Annotated in this window: 11 protein-coding genes; 6 read left to right on the top strand and 5 right to left on the bottom strand. The window is 61.3% G+C overall.

Annotated elements, in window-relative coordinates:
• Nucleotides 1-11: 11 nt before the first annotated feature.
• A complete protein-coding gene (locus EFB14_RS17430; protein WP_126827469.1) occupies nucleotides 12-788 on the bottom strand; it encodes a DeoR/GlpR family DNA-binding transcription regulator in 777 nt (258 codons plus the stop codon).
• A 211-nt stretch (nucleotides 789-999) separates the two neighbouring features.
• On the opposite strand from EFB14_RS17430, the gene EFB14_RS17425 reads away from it, so the two are divergent.
• The 4 genes from EFB14_RS17425 to EFB14_RS17410 all read left to right on the top strand — a co-directional run bounded on the left by EFB14_RS17425 (nucleotide 1,000) and on the right by EFB14_RS17410 (nucleotide 4,435).
• Nucleotides 1,000-1,869: a DMT family transporter gene (locus EFB14_RS17425; RefSeq protein ID WP_126827467.1), complete on the top strand. Its 870-nt coding sequence runs from the start codon at nucleotides 1,000-1,002 to the stop codon at nucleotides 1,867-1,869.
• Between the two features lie 153 nt (nucleotides 1,870-2,022).
• A complete protein-coding gene (locus EFB14_RS17420; protein WP_126827465.1) occupies nucleotides 2,023-2,796 on the top strand; it encodes an amino acid ABC transporter substrate-binding protein in 774 nt (257 codons plus the stop codon).
• A 200-nt stretch (nucleotides 2,797-2,996) separates the two neighbouring features.
• On the top strand, nucleotides 2,997-3,677 hold the full coding sequence (locus tag EFB14_RS17415; protein ID WP_126827463.1) for an amino acid ABC transporter permease: 681 nt from the start codon (nucleotides 2,997-2,999) through the stop codon (nucleotides 3,675-3,677).
• A complete protein-coding gene (locus tag EFB14_RS17410; protein WP_125845945.1) occupies nucleotides 3,674-4,435 on the top strand; it encodes an amino acid ABC transporter ATP-binding protein in 762 nt (253 codons plus the stop codon). Before EFB14_RS17415 ends, EFB14_RS17410 begins: the two co-directional genes overlap by 4 nt.
• Nucleotides 4,436-4,506: 71 nt before the next feature.
• On the opposite strand, the gene EFB14_RS17405 is transcribed toward EFB14_RS17410, so the two are convergent.
• The 3 genes from EFB14_RS17405 to EFB14_RS17395 all read right to left on the bottom strand — a co-directional run bounded on the left by EFB14_RS17405 (nucleotide 4,507) and on the right by EFB14_RS17395 (nucleotide 9,717).
• The gene (locus tag EFB14_RS17405; protein WP_126827461.1) at nucleotides 4,507-5,079 is read right to left on the bottom strand and encodes an NADPH-dependent FMN reductase; all 573 of its coding nucleotides are present in this window, start codon (nucleotides 5,077-5,079) and stop codon (nucleotides 4,507-4,509) included.
• A 257-nt stretch (nucleotides 5,080-5,336) separates the two neighbouring features.
• Nucleotides 5,337-8,801, bottom strand: coding sequence for a pyruvate carboxylase (gene pyc, locus EFB14_RS17400; protein ID WP_126827459.1), 3,465 nt, complete (start codon nucleotides 8,799-8,801; stop codon nucleotides 5,337-5,339).
• A 175-nt stretch (nucleotides 8,802-8,976) separates the two neighbouring features.
• Nucleotides 8,977-9,717 carry a helix-turn-helix transcriptional regulator gene (locus EFB14_RS17395; RefSeq protein ID WP_126827457.1) on the bottom strand — a complete coding sequence of 247 codons (741 nt, stop codon included), beginning with the start codon at nucleotides 9,715-9,717 and terminating at the stop codon, nucleotides 8,977-8,979.
• A gap of 304 nt (nucleotides 9,718-10,021) precedes the next feature.
• Between EFB14_RS17395 and EFB14_RS17390 the strand changes: the two genes are divergently transcribed.
• Together EFB14_RS17390 and EFB14_RS17385 are read left to right on the top strand one after the other, a co-directional pair.
• Nucleotides 10,022-11,785 (top strand): glucan ABC transporter ATP-binding protein/ permease, encoded by a 1,764-nt coding sequence (locus EFB14_RS17390; RefSeq protein WP_126827455.1) that lies wholly within the window; start codon nucleotides 10,022-10,024, stop codon nucleotides 11,783-11,785.
• Nucleotides 11,786-12,091: 306 nt separating this feature from the next.
• Nucleotides 12,092-12,445, top strand: coding sequence for a VOC family protein (locus EFB14_RS17385; protein WP_126827453.1), 354 nt, complete (start codon nucleotides 12,092-12,094; stop codon nucleotides 12,443-12,445).
• A gap of 52 nt (nucleotides 12,446-12,497) precedes the next feature.
• Here EFB14_RS17385 and EFB14_RS17380 read toward each other — a convergent pair whose 3' ends face one another.
• Nucleotides 12,498-13,736 carry an OpgC family protein gene (locus EFB14_RS17380; protein WP_126827451.1) on the bottom strand — a complete coding sequence of 413 codons (1,239 nt, stop codon included), beginning with the start codon at nucleotides 13,734-13,736 and terminating at the stop codon, nucleotides 12,498-12,500.
• Nucleotides 13,737-13,822 lie beyond the last annotated feature (86 nt).

The following is a 13,822-nucleotide window of genomic DNA, read 5'->3' as shown; positions in this document are numbered from 1 at the left end:
GTGACGGCGGCTCAGTTCGTTTTCTCGGCGATGACAGTCCTGCATCCGCGCTCGCGATAGCCGGCGAGAATAGCGGGATCGGCATCGTGCTCGACGACGAGGCATTCGCAATGCGCAACCGGCAGCACGCTGTGGGGCGCGGCGGTGCCGAATTTTTCCGAGGTTACAGCCGCCAGAACTCGCTTGCTCCGCGACGCGGCAAACCGTTTGAACTCCGCATCTTCGAAGCCGAAGGTCGTAATACCGGCCTCGAGATCGATTCCGCAGGCGCCGAGAATGCAGAGATCGGGCGAAATCTGCTCCATGTCCCGCAAGGCCTTGGCGCCGAGCGCGCCGCCCGTCTGCCGGTCCACCATGCCGCCGATCAGGATGACGTTGACGGCAGGCTTGTCGATAAGCACCGCGGCGATCGCCGGCGCGTTGGTCGTGGCCGTCAGCTCGAGTTCGGCCGGCAAGGCGTTTGCAATCGCCAGATTGGTGCTGCCGGCATCGAAGAACACGCACGAACCGGCGGCGATCTGCTTTGCCGCAGCCCGCGCCAGCGCCTGCTTGCGGTCGGCGGCAAAGCTCACACGCTGCGTCAGGCTCCCATGCGCCGGGGAAACCGGCAGCGCGCCGCCATAGACCCGCTCGCAGAGCCCCGCCGCCGCCATTTCGCGCAGGTCGCGCCGCACCGTATCCTCGGAGACGCCAAATTCGAGCGCAAGTTCCGCCGCCAGCACGCGGCCGTTCAGCCGCAGCCGCTCGGAAATGACGCCTTGACGCTCTCGCAACAGAAAATCCTGCATGTTCCTACCGGTTCAATACCCGAAATACCAAAAACGTGCATAAACGCTTATGACCGTGCAAGCAACATGCACCATTACACGTTTCCTGACATCTTGAAACAAAGCTCGCTATCAGAGCGAGATATGTCCTATTGACCGGTCTGAGAGGCGGGAATATCGATTCATCCTTCCCGATTCCCTCCGGCATATCCGCCACCTGGTGCGTCTCCCCGTGAAAAACTCCGTCAGCCTGGGCATCCTGCTCACGACAGTCGCCTATATGGCGTTCACCTTCCATGACGCGATCATCAAGATCCTGACTTCAAGCATCCCCGTCTGGCAGATCCTGTTTTTCCGCAGCCTCACGATCCTCGTCGGTTGTCTCGCCTATGGTCGCGGCAAACTCGTCCGCCAGACGATGACATCGCCGATCATCAAGCCGATGATCGCCCGCAGCATCCTGCTTCTTTGTGCCTGGCTTTCCTATTATTCCGCGGCAAGCCGCCTGCAGCTTGCCGAAGTGACGACGCTCTATTACGCCGCCCCAGTCGTCGGCACCCTGCTCGCATGGTTCATTCTGAAGGAGAAGGTCACGCCGGCGCGCTGGCTAGCCGTCAGCGTCGGTTTCGTCGGTGTCTTGATCGCCTGCAATCCGGTCGGCCTCACCATCTCCTGGCCGGTCTATCTGGCGCTACAGGCCGCCGTCCTGTGGGCCTCCGCCATGGTGCTGCTGCGCAAGACCTCGCTGCACGAGAAGACCATTGTCCAGCTCACCGTTTCCAACGTCTTTTTTCTTGCCATGACCGGCGTTGCCGTTTTCTACACGTGGCAGACCCCCGATATGACGCAGCTCACGCTGCTCATTGCCACAGGCGTCGTTGCCGGCTGCGCCCAGTTCGCCCTTTTTGAAGGCATGCGCCAAGCCCCCGTCTCCGTGCTTGCACCATTCGAGTATAGCTCTCTCGTCTGGGCCTTCCTCTTGGGTTACCTGATCTGGGCCGACATCCCCACGCACAATGTGGTCGTCGGCGCGGCCATGATCCTCAGCGCCGGATTGATCATTATCGTCAGCGAAAGGCTGCGCCGCCGCGTCGGAGCGTGATGCCTGTTTCTGCAGGATTCATGGTTCGAACGGCTGCTTGAGAAAAATATTTGCAGTTGCTGCTTTTATTCGCAGTTTTCTACGCTTCCCGCGCCCTAGTTTTCTGCAAAGTATCCCTCATCCGATCACAACCTCCCAAGGATGGATAGAACAATGAACTGGTTGAAAACCGTCGCCGCTGCTGCCCTCATTCAGGCCGCAGCCCTCCTGCCCGCCCATGCCGGCGAAAACCTCGCTGCCGTCAAATCGGCCGGCGTCTTCAAGATCGGCACCGAAGGCACCTATGCGCCCTTCACCTATCATGACGAAAGCGGCAAGCTCGTCGGCTTCGACGTCGAGATCGGCGAAGCGATTGCCAAAAAGCTCGGCGTCAAGGCCGAGTTCGTCGAAGGCAAATGGGATGGCCTGATCGCCGGCCTCGATGCCAAGCGCTACGACACCGTCATCAACCAGGTCGGCATCACCGAGGCCCGCAAGCAGAAATATGATTTCTCCGAGCCCTACATCGCATCCAAGGCCGTGCTGATCGTCCGCGAAGGCGACGAGGGCATCAAGACCTTCGCCGATCTGAAGGGCAAGAAGGCCGCCCAGTCGCTCACCAGCAACTTCGGCAAGCTCGCAGAACAGTCCGGCGCCGAACTCGTCGGCACCGACGGCTTCGACCAGTCGATCCAGCTCGTGCTGACCAAGCGCGCCGACGCCACGATCAACGACAGCCTCTCCTTCCTCGATTTCAAGAAGCACAAGCCGGACGCGCCGGTGAAGATCGCCGCCCAGCAGGAAAATGCCGATTACTCCGGCATCATCATCCGCAAGAACGAGCCGGAACTGCTGGAGGCGATCAACAAGGCGCTTGCCGACATCAAGGCCGACGGCACCTACAAGAAGATCGCCGACAAATATTTCGGCCAGGACGTTTCGAAGTAAGGTCCATTTAAAAAGTCCCCTCCCCACAAGGAGGAGGGGCTTTGGCGGAACACCCCCTCATCTCAAAACAAACGTCTCGACTTGCAGCTCGGTCGCTATTTCGTGCGGGGAGCGGGAGCTAGATTAAGTCCCTCCCCCTTGTGGGGAGGGGTTCGGGAGGGGTATTCCGAGATATCACCCAACCGAGAGGGAACATCCCCTTGCCGCACTGGCTCCAACTGATGGCGGAATCGCTACCCTCGCTCCTCTGGGCGGGGTTGATCTTCACCATCCCGCTGACGCTGCTTTCCTTTGCTTTCGGCCTGATCCTCGGCCTGATCACCGCGATTGCCCGCCTTTTCGGCCCGGCCCCGGTCACAGCCATCGCCCGCTTCTACGTCTGGGTCATCCGCGGCACGCCGCTGCTCGTCCAGCTTTTCGTGATCTTCTACGGCCTGCCGAGCATCGGCATCCTGCTCGACGCCTTTCCGGCCGCCTTGATCGGCTTTACCTTGAATATCGGCGCCTACAGCTCCGAGATCATCCGCGCCGTTATCTCCTCGGTGCCCAAAGGCCAATGGGAGGCCGCCTATTCGATCGGCATGAGCTGGCGCCAAGCGATGAGCCGCACCATCCTGCCGCAGGCCGCCCGCGTCGCCGTGCCGCCGCTGTCGAACACCTTCATCTCGCTTGTGAAAGATACGTCGCTTGCCGCTGCCATCACGGTGCCGGAACTCTTCCAGGCGGCTCAGCGCATCGTCGCCACCACCTATGAACCGCTGATCCTTTATATCGAGGCGGCGCTGGTCTATCTCGTCCTGAGTTCCGTCCTCTCGCAGCTGCAGGTGCGGCTCGAGCGCCGCTTCGCGCGTTATGGCGGCATGCTGGAGGCAAATGCATGATCGAGCTTTCCAACATCGAAAAGCGCTTCGGCGACGCCGTCATTCTGAAGGACATCAGCATCCGCATTCCCGAGGGCAGTGTTACCGCGCTGGTCGGGCCGTCCGGCGGCGGCAAGAGCACGCTGCTGCGCTGCATCAACCTGCTCGAAATCCCGACATCAGGCGCCATCCGCCTCGGGGAGGAGACGCTCTCCTTCGCGCCCGGCAAACGAACGAGCTGGCAAGCGATCCAGAAAATCCGCCGGCAAACCGGCATGGTCTTCCAGAATTTCCAGCTCTTCCCGCACCAGACGGCGATCGAGAACGTCATGGAAGGGCTGGTGACGGTCTTGAAGTGGCCGAGGGAAAAGGCGCGTGAGCGCGCCAATGAGCTGCTGACCAAGGTCGGGATGGCGCACAAGACCGATGCCTGGCCCTCGACGCTTTCGGGGGGCCAGCAGCAGCGTGTGGCGATCGCCCGGGCGCTTGCGCCTTCACCGCGCGTCCTTCTCTGCGACGAACCGACCTCGGCGCTCGATCCGGAGCTTTCGGCCGAGGTGGTCGATGTGCTGGGCCAGCTTGCCCGCGAGGGCACGACGATGGTCATGGCGACCCACGATCTCCGGCTTGCCTCCAAGATCGCCAATGACGTCGTCTTCCTGGAAGCCGGCAATGTGGTGGAAACAGGCAGCGCCAAGGCGATCTTCAGCGCGCCGGAGCGCGAACGCACCAAGCGCTTCATCTCGACGATCAACGCCGCACATACCTACGATATCTGAATTGTCTCACGTGAATCGTGATTCACGTGAGACGGCTTTAGGCGTTCTTCTGGACGGTTCTGCGGCCTGCCTCAGGCCGAGGTGATGACCGAGCGCGCTGCCTTCAGCGCATTGCCCCACCAGATGAGCTGGTCGAGCTGGTTCTTGGCCGCCTCGTTGAGATGCGGATAATCGCCGAGGCTCTTGCCTTCCTTCAGCACGCTCAGATATTCGCTGAAGGCGATGTGCACGCCCGTTTTCACCGAGGCGGCACCCATTTCCACGAAGATCAGCCTCAGATGCTCGACCGCACGCGCGCCGCCGACGCCGCCATAACCGATGAAGGCGACCGGCTTTTGAATGAATTCACCGAGATCGATGGCATTCTTCAGGACGGCGGTCGGCGCATGATTATATTCGGCCGCGGTGAAGATATAGCCGTCGAATTCACGCAGCTTCTTCTTCCAGCGCTCAGCGGTCTCGTTTTCGGCTTCGGTTGCACGCGCCTCGCCGAAGAACGGCAGCGGATAATCACGAAGATCCAGCACCTCGATGGCAAGCTCCGAACGCGCTCCGGCGGTTTCGGCAATCCATTGAGCGGGGTGATCGGCAAAGCGGCCGATACGCGTGCTTCCGACGATGACGGCGATTTTCAACTGGCTCATGGGCTTCTTTCCTGTTGAACGGCGGGTTCGCTGGAGCGCCGCGCCCGATAAGACGCTTCAGCAACGCTCCTTGAAATGGCGCATAATTCTTTCAGGCTATGCGCCGAGTTGTTTCTAGGAAACAAGCGCCATGCAGGGCAAGTCGGAGACGCCGGAAAACGTTTAAAAGTCTCGTATTCCGATTGGCGGTCGCACACGATCAAGTGATCGAAGAGAATGGCCGGAGCGACCTTTGATCGCCCCGGCAGTCCAATAGCTCACCCGCCGTAGACGACGAGCAGGTCCTTGGCGTCGATCTGGTCGCCGGCGCGCACCAGCACCTCGGAGATCGTGCCATCCTTTTCCGCATGGATCGCGGTTTCCATCTTCATCGCCTCGATGGAGACGAGCACGTCGCCGGCATTGACCACCTGGCCGGGCGAGACGAAGACGCGGCTGATGACGCCAGGCATCGGCGCGCCGACATGGGCGGCATTGCCGACTTCGGCCTTGCGGCGGACGGCAGCACCCGTCGCCCCATGGGCGCGGTCCGGCACCTTGATGCGGCGCGGCTGGCCGTTGAGTTCGAAGAAGATGGTCACCATGCCCTGGCTGTCGGTCGCGCTCATCGCCTGGTTGACGATGACGAGCGTCTTGCCCTTTTCGATATCGGCGAACAGTTCCTCGCCGTCCTTCAGCCCGTAGAAATAAGCGGGCGTCGGCAGCACCGAGACCGGGCCGTATGTATCGGAGGCAAGCGCAAAGTCGGTGAAGACCTTCGGATACATCAAGTAGGAGGCGAACTCGAAGTCGCTCACCCCGCGCTCCAGCTTCGTCTCGATGGCTTTGCGCTCGGCATCGAGATCGGCCTCCTTCAGCAGCGAGCCAGGACGCACGGTATAGGGCGTCTCTCCCTTCAGCGCCTTCTTCTGCAGCGCTTCCGGCCATCCCGACGGCGGCTGGCCGAGATCGCCCTTGAGCATCGAAACCACCGATTCCGGGAAGGAGACTTCCCTGTCGGGGCTGACGACATCGGCAACCGTGAGGTCCTGGCTGACCATCATCAGCGCCATGTCGCCGACGACCTTGGAGGACGGCGTCACCTTGACGATGTCGCCGAACATCTGGTTGGCGTCGGCATAAGCTTGCGCCACACGATGCCAGCGGGTCTCCAGGCCAAGCGAACGGGCCTGTTCCTTGAGGTTGGTGAACTGGCCGCCCGGCATTTCGTGGAGATAGACTTCCGATGCCGGACCCTTGAGATCGCTTTCGAAGGCGGCATATTGGTTGCGCACCGCTTCCCAGTAGAAGGAGATGCGGCGGATCCACTCCGGATCGAGGCCCGGATCGCGCTCGGAGCCGGCGAGCGCCTCGACGATCGAGCCGAGACAGGGCTGCGAGGTGTTGCCGGAGAGCGCATCCATCGCCGCATCGACGGCGTCGACACCAGCTTCGACCGCGGCAAGAACGGTCGCCGCCGCAATGCCTGACGTATCATGCGTGTGGAAGTGGATCGGCAGGCCGGTCGCCTCGCGCAGCGCCTTGAACAGGACCTTCGCCGCCGCCGGCTTCAGGAGGCCCGCCATGTCCTTGAGCGCGATGATATGCGCCCCGGCCTTCTCCAGCTCGACGGCAAGGTCGGTGTAGTATTTCAGGTCGTATTTCGGCCGCGCCGAGTTCAGGATATCGCCGGTATAGCAGATCGCCGCCTCGCAGAGCTTGTTCTCCTCGGCAATCGCATCCATCGACACGCGCATGTTCTCGACCCAGTTCAGGCAGTCGAAGACGCGGAAGAGGTCGATGCCGCCCCTCGCCGCCTGGCGGACGAAGTATTTGACGACATTGTCGGGATAGTTGGTGTAGCCCACCCCATTGGCGCCGCGCAGCAGCATCTGCAGCAGAAGGTTCGGCGCGCCCTCGCGGATCAGCGCCAGGCGCTCCCACGGATCTTCCGTCAGGAAGCGCATGGAGACGTCGAAGGTCGCGCCGCCCCAGCATTCGAGCGACAGGAGGTTCGGCAGCGCATGCGCGTAAGTGCCGGCGATGCGGGCGATGTCGTAGGTGCGCATGCGGGTGGCGAGCAGCGACTGGTGGCCGTCGCGCATTGTCGTGTCGGTCAGGAGCACGCGCCTCTCGTTGCGCATCCATTCGCCGAATTTCTTCGGACCGAGCGTGTCGAGAAGCTGCTTCGTCCCGTCCTTCACGGTATTGCCGTTGGCATAGGGAACAACCGGCTCGGCGGCATTATCCAGCGGCCTCGGCCGGTCCTTGGCTTCGGGATGGCCATTGACGGTGACGTCGGCGAGATAGGTGAGCAGCTTGGTGGCGCGGTCCTGGCGCTTGACCTGCTGGAAGAGCTCCGGCGTCGTGTCGATGAAGCGGGTCGTATAGCTGTTGTCGCGGAACTTCGCATGACCGATGATCGCTTCGAGGAAGGTCAGGTTGGTGGCCACACCGCGAATACGGAATTCGCGCAGCGCCCGGTCCATGCGGGCGATCGCCTCGGACGGATTGGGCGCCCAGGCCGTCACCTTGACGAGCAGCGGATCGTAGAAACGGGTGATGATGGCGCCGGAATAGGAGGTGCCGCCATCGAGGCGGATGCCGAAGCCGGATGCCGAGCGATAGGCGGTGATGCGGCCGTAATCCGGAATGAAGTTGTGCTCCGGATCCTCGGTGGTGATGCGGCACTGCAGCGCATGGCCGTTGAGGCGGATGTCCTTCTGCTTCGGGACGCCTGATTCCGGCGTGCCGATCGCGTAGCCGTCGAGAATGTGGATCTGCGCCTTGACGATGTCGATGCCGGTGACGACTTCGGTCACGGTATGCTCGACCTGGATGCGCGGATTAACCTCGATGAAATAGAATTTGCCGGTATCGGCATCCATCAGATATTCGACGGTGCCGGCGCCGACATAATTGGTCGCCGCCGCGATCTTCAGCGAATAGGCGGCGAGCTCCTGGCGCTGCGCTTCCGAGAGATAGGGTGCCGGTGCGCGCTCGACGACCTTCTGGTTGCGGCGCTGGATGGAGCAGTCGCGCTCGAAGAGATGCACGACATTGCCGTGGGTGTCGCCGAGGATCTGGCTTTCGACATGGCGGGCGCGCTCGACGAGCTTTTCAAGGTAGACCTCGTCCTTGCCGAAGGCGGCCATCGCCTCGCGCTTGGCCTCGGTCACCTCGCGGGCGAGATCCTTCGGATCGCGGATTGCGCGCATGCCGCGCCCGCCACCGCCCCAGGAGGCCTTCAGCATGACGGGATAACCGATCTCTTCCGCCATCTTCGCCACTTCGGCCATATCGTCCGGCAGCGGCTCGGTTGCCGGCACAACAGGCACGCCGACCGAGATCGCTAGGTTGCGTGCCGCAACCTTGTTGCCGAGCTGGCGCATCGTGTCGCCCTTCGGACCGATGAAGATGATGCCGGCCTCGTTGCAGGCATCGACGAATTCAGGGCTTTCCGACAGCAGGCCGTAGCCCGGATGGATGGCATCGGCGCCAGAGAGCTTGGCGACGCGAATGACCTCGTCGATCGACAGATAGCTTTCGATCGGCCCGAGATCGCGCGCAAGATGCGGGCCGCGGCCGACCTGATAGCTCTCGTCGGCCTTGAAGCGGTGGAGCGCCAGCTTGTCTTCCTCCGCCCAGATCGCCACCGTTTTTATTCCAAGCTCGTTGGCCGCGCGGAACACGCGAATGGCTATTTCGGAGCGGTTGGCAACGAGTATCTTGGATATGGGCAAAACGGTCTCCTCCGTCGTTCAGACACGGGCATGCTGCACCCGCGAAGAAAATTCTTAACTTCTTGTCACGAGAAGTTCAATTTCTCTTGCGACTGCGAAATGCACTTTCTCGCCATGCCAAAACATGCCGGCAGGAAGTCTGCCGCGGCCTTGACGATGAGAATGAAAAAGAAACCTAGCTTATCAGGCCGTGACGGAAGGCAAGTGCCACTGCCTGCTGCCTGTTCTTCGCCTTCAGCTTATCCTGCAGACCGTTCATGTACCAGTCGACGGTGTGGTTCGAGATCTTCAGCATCTTGCTGATCTCCATCGAGGTCATGCCTTCGGCGAGATGACGCAGGATTTCCATCTCGCGCCGCGTCAGCGGTGTTTCGGCCGGCAGCACGGTTTCCAGCGACTGCGCCTCGCCTTTCAAATCAAGCAGCCGCCAGAAGGTCTTGCGCGCCACCGCTTCGAACAACGCGATCTCCACCGGCGAGAGCTCGACCGGCTTGCCGCTGATGCTGAGGCCGCCGAGAATGCCGCTGCGTCCATGAATCGGAAAAATATAGCCGTCCTCCAGCCCGTGGCCGAAGGCATCGACCATCATCTGCTCCATGCGCCGCTCATGCGCATCCCTGCGGAACGCCGCCATGCTCTCCCGCCAGCGAAACGGCCGCTGCGCTTGGGCGAGATAACGTACGATCGGATCGACCAGGAGATATTTTTTTGCGGCATATATCTGCTGCCATTGTTCCGGCCAACGGCCGGCAAGCATGTCGGCCCAGGGTTCGGGATTCTGCTGCGAATGGCGCGACAGGCTGTAATATTCGAAGCCGCATCCCCGGATCACCTGTTCCAGCTCGCCGACGAGGGCCTCGGGTTTCGAGCACTCCTCCAGAATTACAAGCAATTGAATTAACGAATTAATATTCACAAAAATTGCCCCTTGCGAGGCCGTCGGCGGCTTTTCAGATTGGTCGCGAAACGGTCTTCTCAATAAAATGCAGTCTCTAATTTAATGCTGTGCTAAACATTGATTAAAATGCAAGTGCAAATTGTCGCGACATATACCTAAGCGGCAATTTTCGCGCCATTGTCATCTCGTCGCACCCTGCGATAGTACGTTCGTGTTAACCATCACCCCGGCTGAACCCTGAATGCTCTGTTAATCGCCGGTTCAGGTAACCTTTTGTAGCATCACATCATCCCGTTTTTCGCAGATGCACAAGAGGTTAGACGTGTCGCTTTTCAAGGTCTATGCAAGGGCTCTGCGCTATCTTGGCGCCTATAAGCTCCGCGTATCCCTGGTGGTTCTCGCAAATATTGTCTTGGCGACCATCACCATCGCGGAACCAATCCTGTTCGGTCGCATCATCGATGCGATCTCGGGCAAGGGTGAGGTCAAGCCCATCCTCTTCATGTGGGCAACCTTTGCCGTGTTTAATACCATCGCCTTCGTCCTTGTGGCCCGCGAGGCCGACAGGCTTGCCCATGGACGGCGCGCGACGCTGCTGACGGAAGCCTTCAGCCGCATCATTTCCATGCCGCTTGGCTGGCACCATCAGCGTGGCACCTCCAACGCGCTGCATACGCTGCTGCGCGCCTGCGAGACGTTGTTCGGCCTCTGGCTCGAATTCATGCGCAACCACCTGTCGACGGTCATCGCGCTTACGCTCTTGGTGCCGACCGCCATGTCGATGGACCTGCGCCTTTCGGCCGTGCTGATCGTGCTCGGCATCGCCTACTGGCTGATCGGCCGCGTCGTCATGAGCCGGACCAAGGATGGTCAGGCATCGGTCGAAAATCATTATCATACCGTCTTCTCGCATGTCAGCGACTCGATCAGCAACGTTTCGGTCCTGCACAGCTACAACCGCATCGAGGCTGAAACCAAGGCGCTGAAATCCTTCGCCGACCGCCTGCTCGAAGCGCAGTATCCGGTGCTCGACTGGTGGGCGATCGCCAGCGCGCTGAACCGCATGGCCTCCACCATCGCGATGATGGTGGTCCTGATCATCGGCACGCTGCTCGTTCAGTCCGGCCAGATTCGCGTCGGCGACGTCATCGCCTTCATTGGCTTCGCCAACCTGCTGATCGGCCGCCTCGACCTGATGCGCCAGTTCGCGACGCAGATTTTCGAAGCCCGCTCCAAGCTCGAGGACTTCTACAAGCTGGAAGACTCGGTGCGTGAACGCGAGGAGCCTGCCGGCAACGGCGAGATCAAGGACGTCAAGGGTGCGATCGAGTTCCGCGACGTGTCCTTCGGCTTCGGCAACAGCTCGCAGGGCCTGCACAACGTCTCCTTCTCGGTGAAGGCAGGCCAGACGGTTGCGATCGTCGGCCCGACCGGCGCCGGCAAGACGACGCTCGTCAACCTGCTGCAGCGTGTCTACGATGCCCAGGGCGGCCAGATCCTCGTCGACGGCACCGACATCACCAAGGTGACCCGCAAGTCGCTGCGCCGCCACATCGCCACCGTCTTCCAGGATGCCGGCCTGCTGAACCGTTCGATCAGCGACAACATCCGCCTCGGCCGTGAGGGCGCGAGCGAAGAGGAGATGCGCCGTGCGGCCGAAGCCGCCGCTGCCGCCGACTTCATCGAGACCCGCGAAGATCGCTACGACACGCATGTCGGCGAGCGCGGCAACAAGCTCTCCGGCGGCGAGCGCCAGCGCATCGCGATCGCCCGCGCCATCCTCAAGGACGCGCCGATCCTGGTGCTTGACGAGGCAACCTCGGCGCTCGACGTCGAGACCGAAGCCCGCGTTAAGGCCGCGATCGACAATCTGCGCCAGAACCGCACCACCTTCATCATCGCCCACCGCCTGTCGACGGTCCGCGAAGCCGATATGGTGCTCTTCCTGGATGACGGCCGCGTCGTCGAGCAGGGCAGCTTCGACGAGCTCAGCCACAGCAACGGCCGTTTCGCCGCCCTGCTGCGCGCCAGCGGCATCCTGACGGACGAAGAGGTCCGCAAGGCACACACCACCGAAGCCGCCTGATCGGTTGAGGTTTCAGACGAAGGCCGGAAGGATCGCTCCTTCCGGCCTTTTTGTTTGGTTTTGGGGTCGTGCCAAGGGGCTCCCCTCAGCCCTGCCGGCCATTTCCCCACAAACATCAAACGTCGCAAAGCTTGCCGCATCAAATACCGTCGTGATCGGGACATCCGATCTCCCCACCTGTGGAAGATGCTCGGCAGGACGAAGGAGATAACCACACGCCATAGCGTCTCAGACGGACGATACTGATTGATCCTCCGCCGATCTTCCCTATCCTCCCCTCACCACTGCACATCCGGGAGCGAACCCATGAAGGTCCTGCGCATCGTCGCCAATATCGAGGCGCCGGACACTACGCCCGCCAAGCGCTTCTATGAGGATATCCTCGGTCTCGACGTGATCATGGATCACGGCTGGATCACCACGTTTGGCGCGGCCAGGCAGATGAGCCTCCAGCTCAGCATTGCCAGCGAAGGCGGCTCCGGAACGCCCGTTCCCGACCTCTCGATCGAGGTCGATGATCTCGACACCGCCTTCGGGGCCATGTCGGCGGCGGGCTTTCCCATCGAATACGGCCCGGCCGACGAGCCGTGGGGCGTCAGGCGTTTCTTCGTGCGCGATCCGTTCGGCAAGCTGGTGAACATTCTCGCCCATAAAAATTGAGCCGGCGGCCATCGGCCACCAGCTCCTTGCCGTCGATCTACAAACCCGATCCTTATTTCCGGTCGTTCCGGCGATAGGCATTCGCTGTTCCGCCGATGCGGACGGGAACGGGAATCGTGGCCCTCTCGGTGACGAGCTTTGCCTTGACCTTGTCCTGCCGGCGCTTGCGCTCGAGATAATAGGCATAGGTGAACTGGGTCGCGATCCCGACGATGACGAAGAGCGGGCCGACCAGCGGGTCCTTGTTGGTGATGTAGAGCACCACCTGGCCGATCATGGCGAGAATCGTGCCGGCGACGAAGATGTTCAGCGAATGACGGCCGAGGATCGTCAGTGGATTGTCTGCGGGACGGCGCAGGATACGCGAGAACGCCGGAATGCTGATCACGAGATAGGTCAGCGCCAGCACATGCAGCAGCCGCGGCAGCGACAGGAAGGTCTTGTCGAAGCCGGTGACGACGGTCGGTAGGCCAAGTGCTGCCAGCGAGTTGCCGAAAATCCAGAGATGGCCCGTCACCCAGACGAAGGACAGCGCGACATAGCCGGCAGCGGCGGCAAACAGCAGCGGATGGCGCGGGATCGTGCCGCCGCGCTTGATATGCAGGATCGAGACGATGCCGATCGAAAACAGGAACTGCCAGGAGAGCGGGTTGAGGAACCAGTAGCCTTCGATCAGCATGTTGTGCGGCGCCACCTGATAGATGCCGGCAAGCAGCCAGACCGTGGCCGAGACGGCGAGCGCCAGAAGCGGGCTTCGCGCGTTCAGGAGCAGAATGACCGGCACCATCAGCATCATTCCGCCGTACATCGGCAGAATGTTGTTGTAGCCGATCTGGTGGCCGAGCAGGAGAAGCGCCGGAATGCCTTCCTTCAGGTTCATCAGCACCGCCAGGATATTGATTTCGACCAGCAGGCCCGGCCGATGAAACAGCCAGGCACCACACATGAACAGCGCCAGCGTCATGAAGGTCGTGATCATATGGGCGAGATAGAGCGTGAAGGCACGCTTGACCGCCTTGATCGCCATCCTGAGCCGATTACCCGGCTCGAAACGCGAGCCATAGGCAAGACCGACGGCAATGCCCGATATCAGCACGAAGGCCTCGGCCGCATCGGAAAAGCCGAAATTCTTCGTTGTCGCATATTCGAAGATCTGCCCGGGAACATGATTGATGAAGATCATGATCAGAGCCAGGCCACGCAAAACGTCGAGCCTCGTGTCACGCGCTGGCGCAGCTGCGGATAGGGAACTGCGCCCAGGGACGATGGCTTGGGTCGGCGTGCTTGCCATGGGTCTCTCCTTATTATCCGCTTTTGCAAACGCGACGACGGCCAAAAGGGTTCCCTTTTGGCCGTCGCGAATCGCCGTATTTTTCA

Origin of the sequence: Rhizobium fabae (genome assembly GCF_003985135.1) — a bacterium.
GTDB classification, from domain to species: domain Bacteria; phylum Pseudomonadota; class Alphaproteobacteria; order Rhizobiales; family Rhizobiaceae; genus Rhizobium; species Rhizobium pisi.
This window is presented reverse-complemented; position numbering and strand designations above follow the sequence as displayed.

What these genes read in the sequence shown, in the direction of transcription:
- EFB14_RS17430 (WP_126827469.1), bottom strand. Translation starts at nt 788, where the DNA reads ATGCAGGATTTTCTGTTGCGAGAGCGTCAAGGCGTCATTTCCGAGCGG.
- EFB14_RS17420 (WP_126827465.1), top strand. Translation starts at nt 2,023, where the DNA reads ATGAACTGGTTGAAAACCGTCGCCGCTGCTGCCCTCATTCAGGCCGCA.
- EFB14_RS17410 (WP_125845945.1), top strand. Translation starts at nt 3,674, where the DNA reads ATGATCGAGCTTTCCAACATCGAAAAGCGCTTCGGCGACGCCGTCATT.
- EFB14_RS17405 (WP_126827461.1), bottom strand. Translation starts at nt 5,079, where the DNA reads ATGAGCCAGTTGAAAATCGCCGTCATCGTCGGAAGCACGCGTATCGGC.
- EFB14_RS17385 (WP_126827453.1), top strand. Translation starts at nt 12,092, where the DNA reads ATGAAGGTCCTGCGCATCGTCGCCAATATCGAGGCGCCGGACACTACG.
- EFB14_RS17380 (WP_126827451.1), bottom strand. Translation starts at nt 13,736, where the DNA reads ATGGCAAGCACGCCGACCCAAGCCATCGTCCCTGGGCGCAGTTCCCTA.